The 16,151-nt window shown below is 67.6% G+C and carries 18 protein-coding genes, 2 tRNA genes and 1 pseudogene; 9 read left to right on the forward strand and 12 right to left on the reverse strand.

From position 1 onward, the window contains the following. Positions 1-37: 37 nt before the first annotated feature. Together nusA and rimP are read right to left on the reverse strand one after the other, a co-directional pair. The gene (gene nusA / locus AC0CH8_RS07285) at positions 38-1,729 is read right to left on the reverse strand and encodes a transcription termination factor NusA (RefSeq protein WP_465239304.1); all 1,692 of its coding nucleotides are present in this window, start codon (positions 1,727-1,729) and stop codon (positions 38-40) included. Next, positions 1,729-2,307, reverse strand: a complete 579-nt coding sequence (rimP, locus tag AC0CH8_RS07290) for a ribosome maturation protein RimP (RefSeq protein WP_465239305.1) — start codon at positions 2,305-2,307, stop codon at positions 1,729-1,731. The genes nusA and rimP overlap by 1 nt, the downstream gene beginning before the upstream one ends. Positions 2,308-2,514: 207 nt before the next feature. On the opposite strand from rimP, the gene AC0CH8_RS07295 reads away from it, so the two are divergent. After that, the gene (locus tag AC0CH8_RS07295) at positions 2,515-3,645 is read left to right on the forward strand and encodes a PQQ-dependent sugar dehydrogenase (RefSeq protein ID WP_465239306.1); all 1,131 of its coding nucleotides are present in this window, start codon (positions 2,515-2,517) and stop codon (positions 3,643-3,645) included. A 219-nt stretch (positions 3,646-3,864) separates the two neighbouring features. On the opposite strand, the gene AC0CH8_RS07300 is transcribed toward AC0CH8_RS07295, so the two are convergent. Continuing rightward, the gene (locus AC0CH8_RS07300; protein WP_465239307.1) at positions 3,865-4,248 is read right to left on the reverse strand and encodes a PaaI family thioesterase; all 384 of its coding nucleotides are present in this window, start codon (positions 4,246-4,248) and stop codon (positions 3,865-3,867) included. Further along, on the reverse strand, positions 4,245-4,712 hold the full coding sequence (locus AC0CH8_RS07305) for a PaaI family thioesterase (RefSeq protein ID WP_465239308.1): 468 nt from the start codon (positions 4,710-4,712) through the stop codon (positions 4,245-4,247). The genes AC0CH8_RS07300 and AC0CH8_RS07305 overlap by 4 nt, the downstream gene beginning before the upstream one ends. 92 nt (positions 4,713-4,804) lie before the next feature. On the opposite strand from AC0CH8_RS07305, the gene AC0CH8_RS07310 reads away from it, so the two are divergent. Then, positions 4,805-5,572, forward strand: a complete 768-nt coding sequence (locus AC0CH8_RS07310; RefSeq protein ID WP_465239309.1) for a crotonase/enoyl-CoA hydratase family protein — start codon at positions 4,805-4,807, stop codon at positions 5,570-5,572. A 29-nt stretch (positions 5,573-5,601) separates the two neighbouring features. Here the strand turns inward: AC0CH8_RS07310 and AC0CH8_RS07315 are convergent. Continuing rightward, a pseudogene (locus AC0CH8_RS07315) lies at positions 5,602-6,159 on the reverse strand (YkgJ family cysteine cluster protein). Positions 6,160-6,289: 130 nt separating this feature from the next. Between AC0CH8_RS07315 and AC0CH8_RS07320 the strand changes: the two are divergent. After that, positions 6,290-6,811, forward strand: coding sequence for a DUF1993 domain-containing protein (locus AC0CH8_RS07320; protein ID WP_465239310.1), 522 nt, complete (start codon positions 6,290-6,292; stop codon positions 6,809-6,811). A 45-nt stretch (positions 6,812-6,856) separates the two neighbouring features. On the opposite strand, the gene AC0CH8_RS07325 is transcribed toward AC0CH8_RS07320, so the two are convergent. Both AC0CH8_RS07325 and AC0CH8_RS07330 read right to left on the reverse strand, forming a co-directional pair. Then, positions 6,857-6,930 (reverse strand) — tRNA-Gly (locus AC0CH8_RS07325). A gap of 28 nt (positions 6,931-6,958) precedes the next feature. After that, positions 6,959-7,044: transfer RNA gene (locus AC0CH8_RS07330), tRNA-Tyr, on the reverse strand. Between the two features lie 138 nt (positions 7,045-7,182). Between AC0CH8_RS07330 and AC0CH8_RS07335 the strand changes: the two genes are divergently transcribed. Beyond that, positions 7,183-8,787: a M20/M25/M40 family metallo-hydrolase gene (locus tag AC0CH8_RS07335; RefSeq protein WP_465239311.1), complete on the forward strand. Its 1,605-nt coding sequence runs from the start codon at positions 7,183-7,185 to the stop codon at positions 8,785-8,787. Further along, positions 8,787-9,533 carry a 23S rRNA (guanosine(2251)-2'-O)-methyltransferase RlmB gene (gene rlmB / locus AC0CH8_RS07340; RefSeq protein ID WP_204199504.1) on the forward strand — a complete coding sequence of 249 codons (747 nt, stop codon included), beginning with the start codon at positions 8,787-8,789 and terminating at the stop codon, positions 9,531-9,533. The genes AC0CH8_RS07335 and rlmB overlap by 1 nt, the downstream gene beginning before the upstream one ends. A 118-nt stretch (positions 9,534-9,651) precedes the next feature. Here rlmB and AC0CH8_RS07345 read toward each other — a convergent pair whose 3' ends face one another. The 3 genes from AC0CH8_RS07345 to AC0CH8_RS07355 form a co-directional block, all read right to left on the reverse strand. Further along, on the reverse strand, positions 9,652-10,272 hold the full coding sequence (locus tag AC0CH8_RS07345) for a hypothetical protein (protein WP_465239312.1): 621 nt from the start codon (positions 10,270-10,272) through the stop codon (positions 9,652-9,654). Continuing rightward, the gene (locus AC0CH8_RS07350; RefSeq protein WP_465239313.1) at positions 10,272-10,565 is read right to left on the reverse strand and encodes a hypothetical protein; all 294 of its coding nucleotides are present in this window, start codon (positions 10,563-10,565) and stop codon (positions 10,272-10,274) included. Before AC0CH8_RS07350 ends, AC0CH8_RS07345 begins: the two co-directional genes overlap by 1 nt. Before the next feature lie 84 nt (positions 10,566-10,649). Beyond that, complete coding sequence (locus tag AC0CH8_RS07355) at positions 10,650-10,967, reverse strand: 2Fe-2S iron-sulfur cluster-binding protein (RefSeq protein WP_204199501.1); 318 nt, start codon at positions 10,965-10,967, stop codon at positions 10,650-10,652. An 84-nt stretch (positions 10,968-11,051) separates the two neighbouring features. Between AC0CH8_RS07355 and AC0CH8_RS07360 the strand changes: the two genes are divergently transcribed. Further along, positions 11,052-11,690 (forward strand): DNA-3-methyladenine glycosylase family protein, encoded by a 639-nt coding sequence (locus tag AC0CH8_RS07360; RefSeq protein ID WP_204199500.1) that lies wholly within the window; start codon positions 11,052-11,054, stop codon positions 11,688-11,690. Here the strand turns inward: AC0CH8_RS07360 and AC0CH8_RS07365 are convergent. After that, positions 11,685-12,086, reverse strand: coding sequence for an EVE domain-containing protein (locus AC0CH8_RS07365; RefSeq protein WP_465239314.1), 402 nt, complete (start codon positions 12,084-12,086; stop codon positions 11,685-11,687). The genes AC0CH8_RS07360 and AC0CH8_RS07365 overlap by 6 nt on opposite strands. Positions 12,087-12,211: 125 nt before the next feature. Between AC0CH8_RS07365 and AC0CH8_RS07370 the strand changes: the two genes are divergently transcribed. The 3 genes from AC0CH8_RS07370 (at position 12,212) to AC0CH8_RS07380 (ending at position 13,778) form a co-directional block, all read left to right on the forward strand. Beyond that, on the forward strand, positions 12,212-12,604 hold the full coding sequence (locus AC0CH8_RS07370) for a hypothetical protein (RefSeq protein ID WP_465239315.1): 393 nt from the start codon (positions 12,212-12,214) through the stop codon (positions 12,602-12,604). Positions 12,605-12,696: 92 nt separating this feature from the next. Further along, a complete protein-coding gene (locus AC0CH8_RS07375; RefSeq protein ID WP_204199497.1) occupies positions 12,697-12,969 on the forward strand; it encodes a DUF3297 family protein in 273 nt (90 codons plus the stop codon). 26 nt (positions 12,970-12,995) lie between these two features. Beyond that, positions 12,996-13,778 (forward strand): hypothetical protein, encoded by a 783-nt coding sequence (locus tag AC0CH8_RS07380; protein ID WP_465239316.1) that lies wholly within the window; start codon positions 12,996-12,998, stop codon positions 13,776-13,778. Positions 13,779-13,936: 158 nt separating this feature from the next. Here AC0CH8_RS07380 and AC0CH8_RS07385 read toward each other — a convergent pair whose 3' ends face one another. Then, a complete protein-coding gene (locus AC0CH8_RS07385) occupies positions 13,937-15,811 on the reverse strand; it encodes an ABC-F family ATP-binding cassette domain-containing protein (protein WP_204199496.1) in 1,875 nt (624 codons plus the stop codon). Between the last annotated feature and the right edge of the window lie 340 nt (positions 15,812-16,151).

Below are 16,151 nucleotides of genomic sequence, written 5' to 3' on the forward strand. Positions count from 1 at the left end.
CTCGAATGAGCCACGGCGATGATGCGACGATCGGGCATCAGGCGGTCTTGTCCTCGTCCGAGCCGCCGTCCGGGTCGGCGGCGGCCACCGGAGCGGCGTCTGCCGTCTCGATCTCAGCGTCGACCTCGTCCTCGCTTTCGTCCGAAGCGGCGGCCGGAGCCTCGTCCTCGAACCAGTGCGCGCGGGCGGCCATGATGATCTCGTTACCCTGTTCGTCGGACAGGCCGTACTGCGCCAGGATGCCGCCCTTCGGCTCCGGCCGCTTCGGCGCGTCCTCGTTACGGCGGCGCGGCTCGACGCGCTTCTTCTCGACCAGTTCGTCGGTCGCGAGATCGGCGAGATCGTCGAGCGTCTTGATGCCCGCCTTGCCCAAAGTCACCAGCATCGCCTCGGTCAGATACGGCATCTCCGCCAGCGCGTCCTCGACGCCCAATGCGGTCCGCTCCTCGCGATTGGCCTGCTCGCGGCGGTCGAGCGCTTCCTGCGCCCGGCTCTGAAGCTCCGCACCCAGATCGTCGTCGAAGCCTTCGATGCCGGCGATTTCCTCCAGCTCGACATACGCGACCTCTTCGAGGCTGCTGAAGCCTTCGGCCACCAGCAGCTGTGCGAGCGTCTCGTCGACGTCCAGCTCGTTCTGGAACAGCTCGGAATTCGTGACGAATTCCTTCTGCCGCTTCTCCGACGCATCGGCCTCGGTCAGGATGTCGATCGCTTTGCCGGTCAGCTGCGACGCGAGGCGTACGTTCTGGCCACGACGGCCGATCGCCAGCGACAGCTGGTCGTCGGGCACCACGACCTCGATCCGCTCCTCCTCCTCGTCGATCACGACGCGGCTGACGCTCGCGGGCTGAAGCGCGTTGACGACGAAGGTGGCGATGTCGGGCGACCAGGGGATGATGTCGATCTTCTCGCCCTGCATCTCCTGCACGACGGCCTGGACGCGGCTGCCCTTCATGCCGACGCAGGCGCCGACCGGGTCGATCGACGAGTCGCGGCTGATGACGCCGATCTTGGCGCGCGATCCCGGATCGCGGGCGGCAGCCTGGATGGTGATGATGCCGTCGTAGATCTCGGGCACTTCCTGCGCGAACAGCTTCTTCATGAAGTCGGGATGCGCGCGGCTGAGGAAGATCTGCGGCCCGCGGTTCTCGCGCACCACCTTCAGGATCAGCGAGCGGATGCGGTCGTTGACGCGGACGACTTCGCGAGGAATCTGCTGGTCGCGGCGGATGACGCCCTCGGCGCGGCCGAGATCGACGACGACATGGCCGAATTCGACACGCTTGACGACGCCGGTGATGATCTCACCCTGACGATCCTTGAACTCTTCGAACTGGCGCTCGCGCTCGGCGTCGCGGACCTTCTGGAAGATGACCTGCTTCGACGCCTGCGCCTGGATGCGGCCGAACTCGATCGGGGGCAGCGGATCGACGAGGAAGTCGCCGACCACCGCGCCGGGCTTCAGCTTCTGCGCGCCCTTCACGTCGACCTGCTTGTACAGGTCGTCCACCAGTTCCACGACCTCGACCACGCGCCACAGGCGCAGATCGCCGGAATTCGCGTCCAGCTTGGCGCGGATGTCCATCTCCTGCCCGTAACGCGTGCGTGCGGCGCGCTGGATCGCGTCCTCCATCGCCTCGATGACGATCGCGCGATCGATCATCTTCTCGGTCGCGACCGAGTTGGCGATCGCGATCAGTTCGGCGCGGTTGGCGGTGGCCGTGGCCATCAGTGGTTATCCTCTACTGGCATCGACGACTCCTGGTCGTCCGATGCGTCTTCCAATTCGTCGGTCCCTTCCATCGAAAGGGGCGCGGTGGCGGCGATCAGCCGGTCGGTCATGACCAGCTTGGCATTGTCGATCTGGTCGAAGCCGATCGTGACGACGCCATGCTGGCCCAGGTCGACGCTGATCGCATCGCCCTCGACACCGGCCAGATCGCCGGTCAGCTGCTTGCGGCCGTCGATCGTCTCGGTCAGGCGAATGCGCGCCTCGTGCCCGGCCCAGTCGGCGAAATCGCTGAGCCGGGTCAAAGGACGATCGATGCCGGGCGACGACACCTCCAGCCGGTACGCCTCCGCGATCGGGTCCTTGCCGGCGGCTTCCAGTTCGTCGAGCCGGTCGCTGATCCGGTGCGAAAGGGCGGAACAATCGTCGATGTTCAACTGGCGCGTGTCTGGCCGCTCGGCCATCACCTGCAACGTCGGGTCCGACTTGCCGCCCGTCATCTTCACGCGCACCAGTGCAAACCCCAGCGCCTGCGCTTCGGGTTCGATCAAGGCGGTCAGTGCGGCGATATCGGCCAAATCATGCTCCGGACAGGTATGCGGCTTCGGCGCCGCGGAGCTTGGCCCCGCAGCCTCTTCATCCGACGATGTAGAGAAAGCATGGCCGATATAGAGGAAGCACGAGGGGTGCACAATCCCCTTTGCCGCCCCTTGGTCTGCGGACCGGAACCGCTACACCATGTCGCTGGTATTCCCGCCGACTTCGCTCTTGTCACAGGATGACCCGTGCTTCGACACAGCCTCTTCGCCGCCACGCTGCTCCTCTCGTCCGCCGCCGCCTGTTCGGCGCAGGAACCCGCTTCGGGATCGACCTCGGCCAAGCCGTTCGTGGAGACGGTCGTCGCCGATTTCGACTCGCCCTGGGCGATGACGTTCCTGCCCGACAAGCGCATGCTGGTGACGGAAAAGGACGGCCGGATGCTGCTCGTCTCCGCCGATGGCCAGCAGAAGCAGACGGTGGCGACGATCACCGTCGACAGCGCCGGGCAGGGCGGCTTGATGGACGTCGTCCTCGCGCCTGATTTCGCGACCAGCAAGCGCGTGTATTTCAGCTATTCGGCGGCGGGCGAGGGCGGCAAGGGCGTGACGCTCGCGCGCGGTCGCCTGCGCGCCGATGGTGGCGGGGGCGAGCGGCTCGGCGAGATCGAGGTGCTGTTCCAGGCACGTCCGTTCGTCGACGGCAGCGGCCATTTCTCCGGCCGCATCGCGTTTTCGCCCGACGGGAAATATCTGTTCTTCACGAATGGCGAGCGGCAGAAGTTCGATCCCGCGCAGGACCCCAAGGTCACGCTCGGCAAGGTGCTGCGCCTGACGCTCGACGGCAAGCCCGCGCCGGGCAATCCGCTGGCGGCCAGAGGGTTCGCGCCGGAAGTGTGGAGCTATGGGCACCGCAACCTGCTCGGCCTCGCCTTCGACAAGGCGGGCAATCTCTGGGAGCAGGAGATGGGGCCGAAGGGCGGCGACGAGGTGAACCTCATCCAGCCGGGTCGCAACTATGGCTGGCCGAATGCGTCGAACGGGTCGCATTACGACGGTCGCGACATTCCGGATCACAAGGCGGGCGACGGTTACGAAGCGCCCAAAGTGTGGTGGAACCCGTCGATCTCGCCCGGCGGGCTGATGATCTATTCGGGCGCGCTGTTCCCGCAATGGAAGGGTGATGCGTTCATCGGCGGCCTGTCAAGCAAGGCCCTTCTGCGCGTCGACCTGAACGGCACCAATGCCATCAAGGGCGACCAGTTTCCGATGGGCGCCCGCATCCGTGAGGTCGAGCAGGGGCCGGAAGGCGCGATCTATGTGCTGGAGGATGGCGGTCAGTCGCAGGGGCGGCTGATCCGGTTGACGCCGAAGGGGTAGCCTAAGTGGGGGGGGTCATCAGGTCCGCCCAGCTTCTCGCCGTCAGCCCGGCGAAGTTCGCCCTCCACCTGACCCGTCATCCCGGCGCAAGCTGCGATCTCCTTGTGGCGAGCGGATCGTGCCGCTGCTTGAGATCCCAGCTTGCGCTGGGATGACGGGAGGGGCTCGGGATCGCGACCCCCTCCTTGGCGGTGAGCCAGCAATATGGCCCCCGCTACATCACCGCTCGATCAGGTAGTTCAGCCGCGCCGCCGCGATCGGCTTGGCGCGGTCGTCCTGCCACGCCGTCGCCTCCACGTTGGCGATGCGGTTGCCCAGCCGCGTGACGACGCCTGCGGCATAGGTCACGCGGTCGCGCCCGCCGCGCTGGTAGTCGACGGTGACGTTGATCGGCTTGATCCGTCCGCCGCCGTCCGCCTCCAGGACATGCGCCAGCGCGGCGATCGCCGCGACCTCCAGCAGGCCGGCGATCGCACCGCCGTGCAAAAAGCCGGGCCGCCCCAGCACGGGCTCCCCGAACGGCAGCACCAGCAGCGGCGCCCCCGTCTCGTCGCGTTCCAGCCGCGCGCCGAGTGTCGCGGCATAGGGGGGAAGGGCGATCATGTGCGCTGATCCTGCAAGGGAACATCCTTGGCGGGTGCATCCATCAGCATGAACGTACCTGCGACATGCGCGATCGGGTCTTCGGGCGCGTCGTGATAGGCGACCCCGCGCACGAACGCGACGGATCGTGAAAGCCGGTAGCACTCGCCGCGCCCGATCACCGCGCGTTCTGGCGTCGCCGGCCGCAGGTAATCGACGCGCAGGTCGAGCGTGACATGCGGCGCGAACCGGCCGCGCCGGATCCACACCGCCGAACTGGTCGCCATATCCATCAGCGCGACGATCGGTCCCGACGCCAGGATGCCGGTGGCCGCATCGCCCACCAGCTTCGCATCATAAGGCAGGATCAGGTCGATCCATCCCGGTCCCTGCGCATGGAAGCCGATCGCGAGCTGGCCGGTATGGCCGCCCTTGATGAGGTCGAAGAAACGTTCTGGGTCGAAGCCGGGCATCCGGCGCTTCATGCCCCGGCCTGCGCGTGAAAGGCAAATGCGTCGCTCTCGTCCTGACCGCTCGCCTGCGCTACGCATCGGAAAACGATCGGGAGAGAGCAGCCATGACGCGCGTGACGATGACGGTGGAGGACGGTGTTGCGGATGTCCGGCTCGCCCGCGCGGAGAAGCTCAATGCCCTGGACGCGGCGATGTTCGCGGACATCGCCGCAACGATCGACCGCATCGGGGCGATGACCGACGTGCGCGCGGTCGTGCTGTCCGGTGAGGGCAGGGGCTTCTGCGCCGGCCTCGACATGGCGGCGATGGCGGGAGGTGGCTCCGGCCTGCTGACGGCGGAGCGGACGCATGGCCCGGCCAATCTCGTCCAGCACGTCGCGTGGGGCTGGCGCGCGCTGCCGCAGCCGGTGATCGCCGCGCTGCACGGCGTCGCGCTCGGCGGCGGGCTCCAGATCGCGTCGGGCGCGGATATCCGCATCGCCCACCCCGAGACGCGACTTTCGGTGCGCGAGCTGCACTGGGGCATCGTGCCGGACATGGCCGGCTTCGCCCTGTGGCGCGGCACCGTGCGCGACGATCATCTGCGCGAGGCGATCTACACCGCGCGCGAGTTCGCGGCGGTGGAGGCGGAGCGGCTCGGCTTCGTGACCCGGCTGGCGGACGATCCGCTGGCGGAGGCGCTGGCGCTGGCCCGCACGATCGCTGGCCGGAGCCCCGCCGCGACCCGCGCGGCGAAGCGGCTGGCGGGGGCCGAGGGTGATGCCGCGACACTGCTCATGGCCGAGACGGAGGAGCAGCAACGCTTGCTCGGAACGGCGGAGCAGACCGAACAGGTGTGCGCGAACATGGAGAAGCGCCCGGCCCGGTTTTGATCGCCGGCATCCGCAGCGCGAGTTCAGTTCTAACCCGGAGCGAACACGCCATACCGCCCGCGCCACGCGGCGACTTCTTCGTGCAGGTGGGCGGGGGCCGGGCCGTCTCCCATGACAAGCGCGGCGACCTCCTGGTCGGGGTGCATCAGCATCTTCCTCGATCCGTCACTGAACCAGACCGGGATCAACCGATCGCAGACGGCATCGAGGACGGTGCCGGCCATGCCGTTCTCGATCGCCGCGCTGCCCGCCAGCGCCCGGACGGTGATCGACACCCCCTCGAAGCAATTCTGCGGCGCGCGATTGAAGGTGAGCGAGACGAGGAGTCCCGAGCGGTCGGGCCGGGCCTCGTCGGGCAGGCGGGCGTCCCTGCGCCAGACGCAGAATCATGTCCGGCAGATGCCGGGGCGCACCGCATGGATTGAGCAGCCCCGATCGCCGAGGTGAACACATGGCGTCCCCGCGGCCTTCCTGAACTCGGGGGTATCGACCGTCAGCGTCGTGCAGCACGCAGTGCAGGCTCCGCAATCGCGATCGGGCAGGACCGGCCCGAGCAGCGTGGTTTCCAGATCGGCCGGTGCGTGCATCCGCCGTGGGTTGCCTCCAGCCGCACGGCGACACAAGCGCGATCTCCACCGTCCGTGTCCTGTATCGCGAACGCGCGTGACCGGGGCGTCTCGAGTCCCCATAAGGTGCCCGCCTGCATGGGAGCCGCCGATGACCTTCTCGCTGTACGACGCCGTGATACCGTCCAACCTCCAGATCCTGAGCGCGATCGACGCGCTGCTCGACAAGGCTGCTGCATTCTGTGCGGACCAGGGTACGGCGGAGGCCGACCTGATCGACGCACGTCTGGCGCCCGACATGCTGCCGTTCGGTTATCAGGTGAAATCCTGTGCGGCGCACTCGATCGGCGGGATCGAAGGGGTTCGGGCGGGCAGCTTCTCCCCCGACCGGTCGTCATGGCCGACCGACTTTGCGGGGCTTCACGCATTGTTGCAGACCACGATGGCGAGCCTGAAGGCGTTGGACCGCGACATGGTCGACGCGCTGGTCGACAGCGACACCCACTTCGCGTTCGGCGAAACCCGCATGCCCTTCACCGGCGCGAACTTCCTGCTCTCGTTCTCGCAACCGAATTTCTATTTTCACGCCACCACGGCGTACGCGATCCTGCGCGCGCAGGGCGTGAAGATCGGCAAGCGCGACTTTCTGGGCATTCCGCGGATCAAGCGATAGGCGCGCGGCCCCGATCGTTCGGGGCGGGCCGGTGTCGGTCTAGGCTGGAGCGGGTGAAGGGAATCGAACCCTCGTCGTAAGCTTGGAAGGCTTCTGCTCTACCATTGAGCTACACCCGCGTGCCGTACCGATAGCATCGGTGGGCGGTGGTGGACAGGGCTGGATTCGAACCAGCGTACGCTTGCACGGGCAGATTTACAGTCTGCTGCCTTTAACCACTCGGCCACCTGTCCATTGGGCCGCCCACGGCGAGGCGGCTCCTTGGCGAAGCGCGGACCCGCTGTCAACGCCTGCCGGTCCGATCGCCGTCGAGAAAGGTTGCGCGCGTGCCGCCGTCCGCATAGCTGTGCGGCAACGAAGGGGAACCCATCATGCGTCACCTGCTGCTTGCCGCGACCGCGGCCGTCATCGCCATGCCTGTCGCCGTGTCGGCGCAGGAGAACGTCACCAATCGCATCATCGACGAGGGTACGAACCACAGCCAGGTGATGCCGACGGTGCAGCATCTGACCGACGTGATCGGCCCGCGGATGACCAATTCCCCTGCGATGCGCGTCGCGGAGAAGTGGACCGCCGACAAATTTTCGCAATGGGGCCTGAAGAACGTCCACAAGGAAGCGTTCCCGTTCGGTCGCGGCTGGACGATCGAGCGGTCCAGTGTACGCATGACGACGCCGCGCGTGGTGCAGCTGACGGCGATCCCGATCGCCTGGACGCCCGCGACGCAGGGGACGCTGACCGCACCAGTCATCGTCGCGCCGATCGAGAAGGAGCGCGACTTCGCCAAGTATCGCGGTCAGCTTCGTGGCAAGATCGTCCTCATCACCGAACCCGGCACCGGTGACGAGCCGACCACGCCCGATTTCAAGCGGCTGTCGGGCGAAGACCTGTCGAAGCTCGACCAGTTCCAGCAGCCGAGCTATGACCCCGCCGCCAACGACCGCCGCCTGAAGCGGCTGGATTACGCCAAGAAGCTCGACGCGTTCCTGACCGCGGAGGGCGCGGTCGCCTATGCCACCAAATCGTACCGTGACGGCAAGCTGGTGACGGGCGAGGGCAGTCTTTTCGGCGTCGGCGAGACGGGCGCGCTGCCGGGTATCCAGATCGCCGCCGAGGATTACCGCCGCCTCGCGCGCCTCGCCAAGACCGGCGCGGCGCCGACGCTGGAGATCGTCAGCGACGTGCGCTTCGACGATAGCGATACGAACGGCTACAACATCATCGCCGAAATCCCCGGCAGCGATCCGAAGGCGGGCTATGTCATGGCCGGCGCACACCTCGATTCGTGGGTCGCGGCGGACGGCGCGGCGGACAACGCCGCCGGCTCGGCGATGATCATGGAGGCGGCGCGCATCCTGGCCGCGACCGGCGTCAGGCCGAAGCGCGCGATCCGCTTCGCCCTGTGGGCGGGCGAGGAGCAGGGCCTGCTCGGCAGCCTCGCCTATGTGCAGAAGCATCTCGCCACGCGCGGCGCCCCGAACGATCCAGTCGCGAGCGGCGGCAATGCCTATTACACGTGGTCGAACCGCTGGCCGGTCAATCCGCAGCCGGGCTATCGCGACCTCGCCGCCTATTTCAACATCGACAACGGCTCGGGCAAGCTGCGCGGCCTGTATGCGGAGAACAATCCGGCGGTCGTACCGATCTTCCGCGAGTGGCTTGCGCCGTTCTCGGCAATGGGCGCGTCGACCGTCGTCATGCGCCAGACCGGGGGCACCGATCACGTGTTCATGCAGCAGGTCGGCGTCCCAGGCTTCCAGTTCATTCAGGACCCGCTCGATTATTTCCCGCGCATCCACCACACCTCTGTCGACACGTTCGATCATCTGAAGGCGGAGGACATGCGTCAGGGTTCGATCGTGCTCGCCTCCGTCCTCCTGTCCGCCGCCAACGCGGACAAGCCGCTCCCCCGCAAGCCGGTACCGACGCAACCCGTCGTGACCGACCCGTATGCCTACCCGCAGGATGACGATTGATGGCCAAGCGTGGACACCGCCCCTCGACCGGCGTGGGCAATCGCCCGCGCATCTGGGGGCGCCACCCCGTCACCGCCGCGCTGGCGAACCCCGACCGCACCGTCCGCAAGCTGTGGATGACGCGGGAGGCGGCGGCGGCGCTGGACGTGCCACCGGCGATCCCGGTGACCTTCGCCGATGTCGCCGACCTCGGCCGGCTTGTGCCGTCCGACGCGCCGCATCAGGGCGTGGTGGCCGAGGTCGATCCGCTCGACGACATGTGGCTGGCCGACCTGCTGGAGGCCGGTCGCGACGATCAACGTCCGCTCGTCGTACTCGATCAGGTGACGGATCCGCATAATGTCGGCGCGATCCTGCGCTCGGCGGCGGCGTTCGATGCGCTGGGTATCGTCACGCAGGACCGGAACTCGCCGCCGGAGTCCGGCACGATCGCCCGCGCGGCCTCGGGTGCGCTGGAGACGGTGCCGTGGGTCCGCGTCGTCAATCTCGCCCGCGCGCTGGACGAGATCGCGGAGGCCGGCTTCTGGCGCATCGGCCTGACCGGCCACGCCCCCAAGACGCTGGCGGAGACGATGGGCACGCAGCGCATCTGCATCGTGCTGGGCGCCGAGGGTGAGGGCATGCGCCAGAATACGGAGCAGCACTGCGACGAACTGGCGAAGCTGCCGATCGGCGGCAAGGTCGAGAGCCTGAACGTCTCGAACGCCGCCGCGATCGCGCTCTACGCGGTGGCGACGCGGGGCTAGCCGCCATGCCCGCCTTCACTCTCCCCTTCAGGGGAGGGCCGGGGTGGAAGAGCCTTGGCAGGTCGCAGGCGAAGGCATCCACCTGTGTAGAGGAGGGGGCGACCGACGCCGTCCCCTCTTACAGCCGGCGCCCCAAGACCGCTTCGTCCGGCGTCTCGCGCCCGCTGCCCTCGTCATGGATCGTGAACGACAGGGTCGCGTCGCCGCGGCGACGCCAGCCATAATCGGACAAGGCCCGCAGCCGCCCGAAGACCTCACCCGTCCGGCGTCCCTTTGCCTCGACGAAGCGCGGTCGTCGATCCACCGCGACGATCGCGCCACCCAGTTCGGAGACGGGTTCGCCCGGGGCCAGTCGATAGCTGACGACCACCAGCCGCCCGCCATCGGGCGACAGGCAATCGCCGGGCCACCCCGACAACAGCCGCAGCGCCTGCTGTTCACCGGATACACGCCATTGCCACAACAACCGTCCATTGCTGGCGAACCGGCGCAGCCGCGTGAACGGCCGCACCGCCGCCGCCCGCGCGCAGGAGCCGGCGGGTGCCTTGGTCGTCGCAAGTTCGCTTTTCTCCGCGCGCGCCGCCGCCGCATCCGCGACGAAACCGTCCGCTACGATACGCCCGCCCGTCTTCACCGCGGCGGTGACCGATCGGACCGCGCCGGGCTGGCCATCGATCGTCCAGCGGGCGGCGGGTGCCGCGACCTGACTGGCGGCGGCGGCGAGAAGCATAGGGATCATCACGGTGTCGCTGTCGGGGTGAAGGAGCCGGGAACGGCACTGAGCGGCGACGACGGACCCATGATCCGCTCGGCACGCTCGGTGGCATGCGTCATCTGGGGCTTGTAGTTCGTCGACGCTCGCTCGGTGCTGTAATTGGCCAGAATGTCCGCTTCATAGGTCGTTCGCTGTTCGGCTGTCCAGGTGGCGGGATCACGCGAGGCCTTGGGGTTGGCGGCGTAGAAGGTGTCGAGCGCCGCCCCGAATGCGTTGTCGACATGGGCGGGACGGTTGACGTGGTGGTCTAGGATCATCGCCGCTCCCCTCGGGCATGTCCGCCAGCCGCCCTTTGCTGCGTACCCCCACGGCCTGCGAACGTGCGCAAAAGGTCCCGGCGATCAGTCCTCGGCGGCGATCGTCACGCGCAGGCCGTCGAGCGCCGGGCCGAACGGGATCTGGCACGACAGACGCGAGGTCGCGTCGCGGTCGCTGGTCGAGTCGAGCAGGTCGTCCTCGTCGATGCCGATCGGCGGCAGCTTGTCGGCGAAGGCGGGATCGACATGGACGTGGCAGGTCGCGCAGCTCAGGCAGCCGCCGCACAGCGCCAGCAGCTCGTCGACGCCGCCGTCGCGGATCACTTCCATCACCGACAGGCCCGCTTCGCCGTTCAGTTCGCGGGTGTCGCCTTCACGGGTGGTGACGATCAGCGTGGGCATTGATGTATCTCCGAAACTCGGTCTCGTGCATGGCGGCGCGCCGCGTGCGGATCAAGCGGCAACACTCTTCACGGGAACGACGTCATGGGCCTGACTGCCGACCAGATACGCGCCAGCCTCGATGCGCTGGCCGAAGTGGAGCCCGCCTTCGCCACAGCGCTGGCCCGGATCGGCTATCCCGCGCCACGCTATCGTGGGCCGGGCTATTCCACCTTGCTGCGGACGATCGTCGGTCAACAGGTCAGCGTCGCCTCCGCCGCCGCCGTGTACGCGAAGCTGGAGGCGGTGCTGAGCGAAGCGGGGCTCGGCTCGCCGGACGATCCGCTCGCCATTCTCGCGGCGAGCGACGAACAGCTGCGCGCCGCCGGCCTGTCGCGGCAGAAGGCGGGCTATGCGCGCAGTCTGGCGGACGAGGTGGCGAGCGGGCGGCTCGACCTGACGGCGCTGCCCGCGGACGACGAGGAGGCGATCGCGCAATTGGTGCGGGTCAAGGGCATCGGCCGCTGGTCGGCGGAAATCTACCTGCTGTTCGCGGAGGGGCGGGCGGATATCTGGCCAGCGGGCGATCTGGCGGTCCAGATCGAGGTCGGTCGCATCCTCGGCCACGAGACGCGGCCCTCGGAAAAACTCACGCGGGAGGTCGCGGAGGCATGGCGACCGCATCGCGGCGCGGCGGCGATCTTCGCGTGGCACCATTATGGCGCGGACATGACGGTGTTATGATTCGGCGAGCCGCACGATGCACGTCCATTCGGCGTCGGTGACCGGCGACACCGACAGTCGTGACTGGCGCAGCATCGCCATGTCCGCCAGCGCCGGCTCCGCCTTCATCGCCGCGAGCGTGACGGGGCCGGGCAGGGGCTCGACGGCCTCGAGCCGGACGGACACCCAATTGTCCGCCGGATCACCGTCGGCCTGCGCGACGCGGGCGATGCGGGCTATCCCGACCGCTGCCTTGGCCTTGCCGCTGTGATAGACCAGTACAAGCTCGCCGACGCTCATGCGCTTCAGATGCCCGGCGGCGGCATGATTGCGCACACCGTCCCATTCGGTGCCGCCGTCACGCACCAGATCGTCCCAGCCATAGCTGTCCGGTTCCGACTTCAGCAGCCAGTGCATTGGCTGAACTCCCGTTAAACATCCCGTTCCGCGCGCATTCAGCACGTTATCGCTAATGACGGCAACACGGTCGCGGCTCGTGCGTTTTGACCAAGTGGACCGGGTATAGCGTATGGAGGTCTGAAATGACGGGTTTGTGGAAGAAGGCTGGGCTGGGTGCGGTGATGGCCGCGACGGTCCTGACGGCGGCGGTACCCGCGGATGCGCAGCGCTGGCGCGGCGGATATCGCGGGCATCACCGCGGCGGCGGCGATGTCGCGGCGGGCGCGGTGCTCGGCGGCATTCTGGGTCTGGGCGTCGGCGCGGCGATCGCTTCGAGCAACCGGAACCGCTATTACGACCGCGGCTACTATGGCGGCGGGGGCTATCGTGGAGGCTATCGCGGCTATTATGCGCCGCCGCCTCCGGTGCGCTACCGCGGCTATTACGACGGCGGCTATTATGCGCCGCGCTGTTGGACGCAATGGCAGTTCGATCCCTATTATGGGGACCGCGTGCCGGTGCAGGTCTGCAACTGATATCAGTTCGTCACGGGAAGAACGGCGTGGGGCTTCGGTCCCGCGCCGTTTTTTCTTGTCAGCGGGTCGTATCCCGGTAAGCCGCCAGCATTATGACCGATACGCCCCCCGATCGCCTCTCGATCAACCCCGACAGCCCCTATTTCGACCAAGCGCTGCTGGAGCGCGGCATCGGTATCCGCTTCAAGGGTGCCGAGCGGAAGGACGTCGAGGAATATTCGATCCCCGACGGCTGGATTCGCGTCGCGCTGGGCAAGAAGGTCGATCGCAAGGGCCGGCCGCTGACCCTGAAACTGTCGGGCGAGGTCGAGGCGTGGTTCGAGCGTCCCGCCGCGACGGACGAGGCGACGACCGACGAGGGCTGAAGCGCCTCCGCGGCGATGCGCTGGAGTTGCTGGGTGACGAGCGGGTCGAGCCCGAGATGCTCGGCCGCTTCCTCGCGCGGGCCCAGCGTCCGCGGATCGATGCCCGTGACCGCGCCGAAGATCGTCAGCGCCGACAGGTAATAGCCGGCGCTGCTCGCGTGATACTGGTCATAGGTCCAGAGATCGACCTTCCCGTACGCGATGCCGTCGAACGGGTTGCCGTCGGCGATGCCGTTGCGGATCGCGATATTCCACGCGGCGCCGACCGGGATCGGCCGGCCGAACATCGGGTCGGCGGCGCTGATCTGCGCATTGGCGGCGTACAGGTCGTCCGCCATGCGCGTGATCGGCTGGCCGGACCAGCGGCTGCCGGGTCGATAGGTCAGGTCGGCGCGCGACCATGTCGAGGTCAGATGGATGCTCGCGGCCTTGTTGCGGACCTTGAGCATCGCCGCGAGGGCGCGGGCGGCGGCAGCGTGGTTGGTGGGATCGCCGGGCCGGGCGGCATCGAGCGTGCTGAACCCCTGCAGCAGCACGACATCCCATTTGCGGTCGATCAGTTGCCGCTTCTCCGCGAGATGCCACGCGAGGTCCTTGCCGGGCGAGGTTTCGAGGCTGACTTTCCAGTCCTGCTTCGTTTCCTCCGCGAAGGTCGCGAACAAGGCAGGGACGCCGCCGATGCCTTCCTTGTTGAGGTCGGTCACGCGGTCGGGGTGGTAGTGCTGGACGGGCGAGCCGGCGCCGAAGGTGAAGCTGTTGCCGACGAAGAGGATGGTCTTGGCGGCCGCGGGGGTGGTCGCGAGGAATGAGGCGGCAAGCAATAGCATCCACCCCGGCGAAGGCCGGGGTCCAGTCGCCACGATTGATGTGACGAATGTCAGCCCGCGCTTCGACGCGCCCGGCAACTGGACCCCGGCCTTCGCCGGGGTGGTGCGGAGAGTGCGAGGCACTCGCCCCGAATCCACCATCACGCCGCCTGCGCTCCCGCCATTTCCAACGCTTCGCTCGCCTCCAGCCATTTGGCTTCGGTCGTTTCCAGCTTCGCCTGCACCTCGGCGCGGCGGCGATTGAGGTCGCTCATCGACAGCTTGGCGAAGCGCGGCTCTGCGCCAGACGGGTCGAACATCGCGCGGTCGATCGCGTTGCGTTCCTTCGTGAGGCGCGCGGTGTCCTCCTCCAGATCGCGAACGGTCTTTCGCAGCGCGAGGTCGCGGTCGCGCGCTTCGGCGGCGGCCTTCTTGCCGGCCTTGCGATCGGCCTTGCTCTCGCCGGGCTTGTTCGGTTCGCCCTTGAGGATGAACGCGATGTAATCGTCGAGGCTGCCGTCGAATTCCTTGGCGGTGCCCTCGTCGACCAGCACGAGCCGGTCGGCGGTGAGTTCGACCATATGGCGATCGTGGCTGACGAGGATGACCGCGCCCGAATAGTCGTTCAGCGCCTGCACCAGCGCCTCGCGCGCATCGACGTCGAGGTGGTTGGTCGGCTCGTCGAGGATCAGCAGGTGCGGCGCGTCACGGGTGATGAGCGCGAGCGCCAGTCGCGCCTTCTCGCCGCCGGACATCTTGCCGACCTTACCCGTCGCGCGCTCGCCGGAGAAACCGAACCGGCCGAGCTGCGCGCGCACGGCGGCGGGTGTCGATCCGCGCATGATCCGCGTCATATGCTCCAGCGGGGTATCGTCGGAATCGAGTTCCTCGACCTGATACTGGGTGAAATAGCCGACCTTCATCTTGCCGGTGGCATTCATCTCCCCCTCCATTGCCGACAATTGGGCGGCGAGCAGGCGGGCGAGGGTGGTCTTGCCGTTGCCGTTGCGGCCGAGCAGTGCGATCCGGTCGTCGGGATCGATGCGCAGGTTCAGGCGACGCAGGATCGGCGTGTCGGCATAACCGACGCTCGCCATGTCGAGCGTGATGAGTGGCGGGCGCAGTTCTTCGGGGTTGGGGAAGCCGAACGACAGGGTCGGATCATTCGCCATCTCCGCGATCGGCTGCATCTTGGCGAGCATCTTCTGGCGGCTCTGCGCCTGTTTGGCGGTGGAGGCGCGGGCGGAGTTGCGTGCGACGTAATCGATCAGCTTCGCGCGCTGCGCGTCCTGATTGGCCTTGGCGGCGGCGAGCTGCGCCATCCGCTCCGCACGCTGACGCTCGAAGGCGTCGTAGCCGCCGGGGTAGAGCGTGATCTTGCCGCCCTGCAAATGCAGGATGTGATCGACGACGTTGTTCAGGAAATCGCGTTCGTGACTGACGACGACGATCGTCGCTTTGTACGACTTCAGGAAGTCCTCCAGCCACATCACCGCTTCGAGATCGAGGTGGTTCGAAGGCTCGTCGAGCAGCAGCAGGTCGGGCTGCGAGAACAGCAGGGCGGCGAGCGCCACGCGCATCTTCCAGCCACCCGAAAAGCTGTCGAGCGGCTGCGCCTGCATCGCCTCGTCGAAGCCGAGCCCGATCAGGATCTGCGCGGCGCGGGCAGGAGCAGTGTAGGCGTCGATCGCGATCAGGCGTTCGTAGATGTCGCCGAGCTTGTCGGCGTCCTGCTCCGTCTCGCTGGCGTGCATCAGCGCGGCGCGCTCCAGATCGGCGGCGAGGACCGTTTCGAACGGTGTCGCCTCGCCGTGCGGAGCCTCCTGCGCGATATAGCCGATGCGTGCGCCGCGCGGCATGTCGGCGCTGCCGCCGTCCGGTTCGAGCTGGCCCGCGATCACGCGGACCATCGTCGATTTGCCCGCGCCGTTGCGACCGATCAGGCCGACGCGGCTGCCGGGAGGAAGCGTCGCGGTCGCGCCGTCGAGTATCGTGCGGCCGCCGAGGCGCACGGTGATGCCGTTCAGGTTGAGCATGCGCCGCCCCATAGCAGATTGCGGCGGTGCAGCGAAGAGGGGCGGTGAAGGGGCGAAGTGGAGGAAGTGGAGGCGACCGGAGGGTGTCCTCCATTTTGTTGGATACGACATCGGTTCTCCCACTCTCGCGTTCGCTTCGAACAGGATCGAGCGTGTCGAGAGCGCGTGTCGAAGACTGCGCCGCGGGGGAGGCATCTCTCGATACGCCGTCTCGGCTGCGCTCGACGGCTATTCGAGACGAACGGCGGAAGCTGTGATCGTCCGGATTGATCGCGAACAGCATGTTGCCGCTATGTCACGCCTGTGCCGTGTAGGACATAGCTGCCCCTATCCTGTCACA

The sequence above is a fragment of the Sphingomonas sp. AC435 genome, from assembly GCF_979253005.1.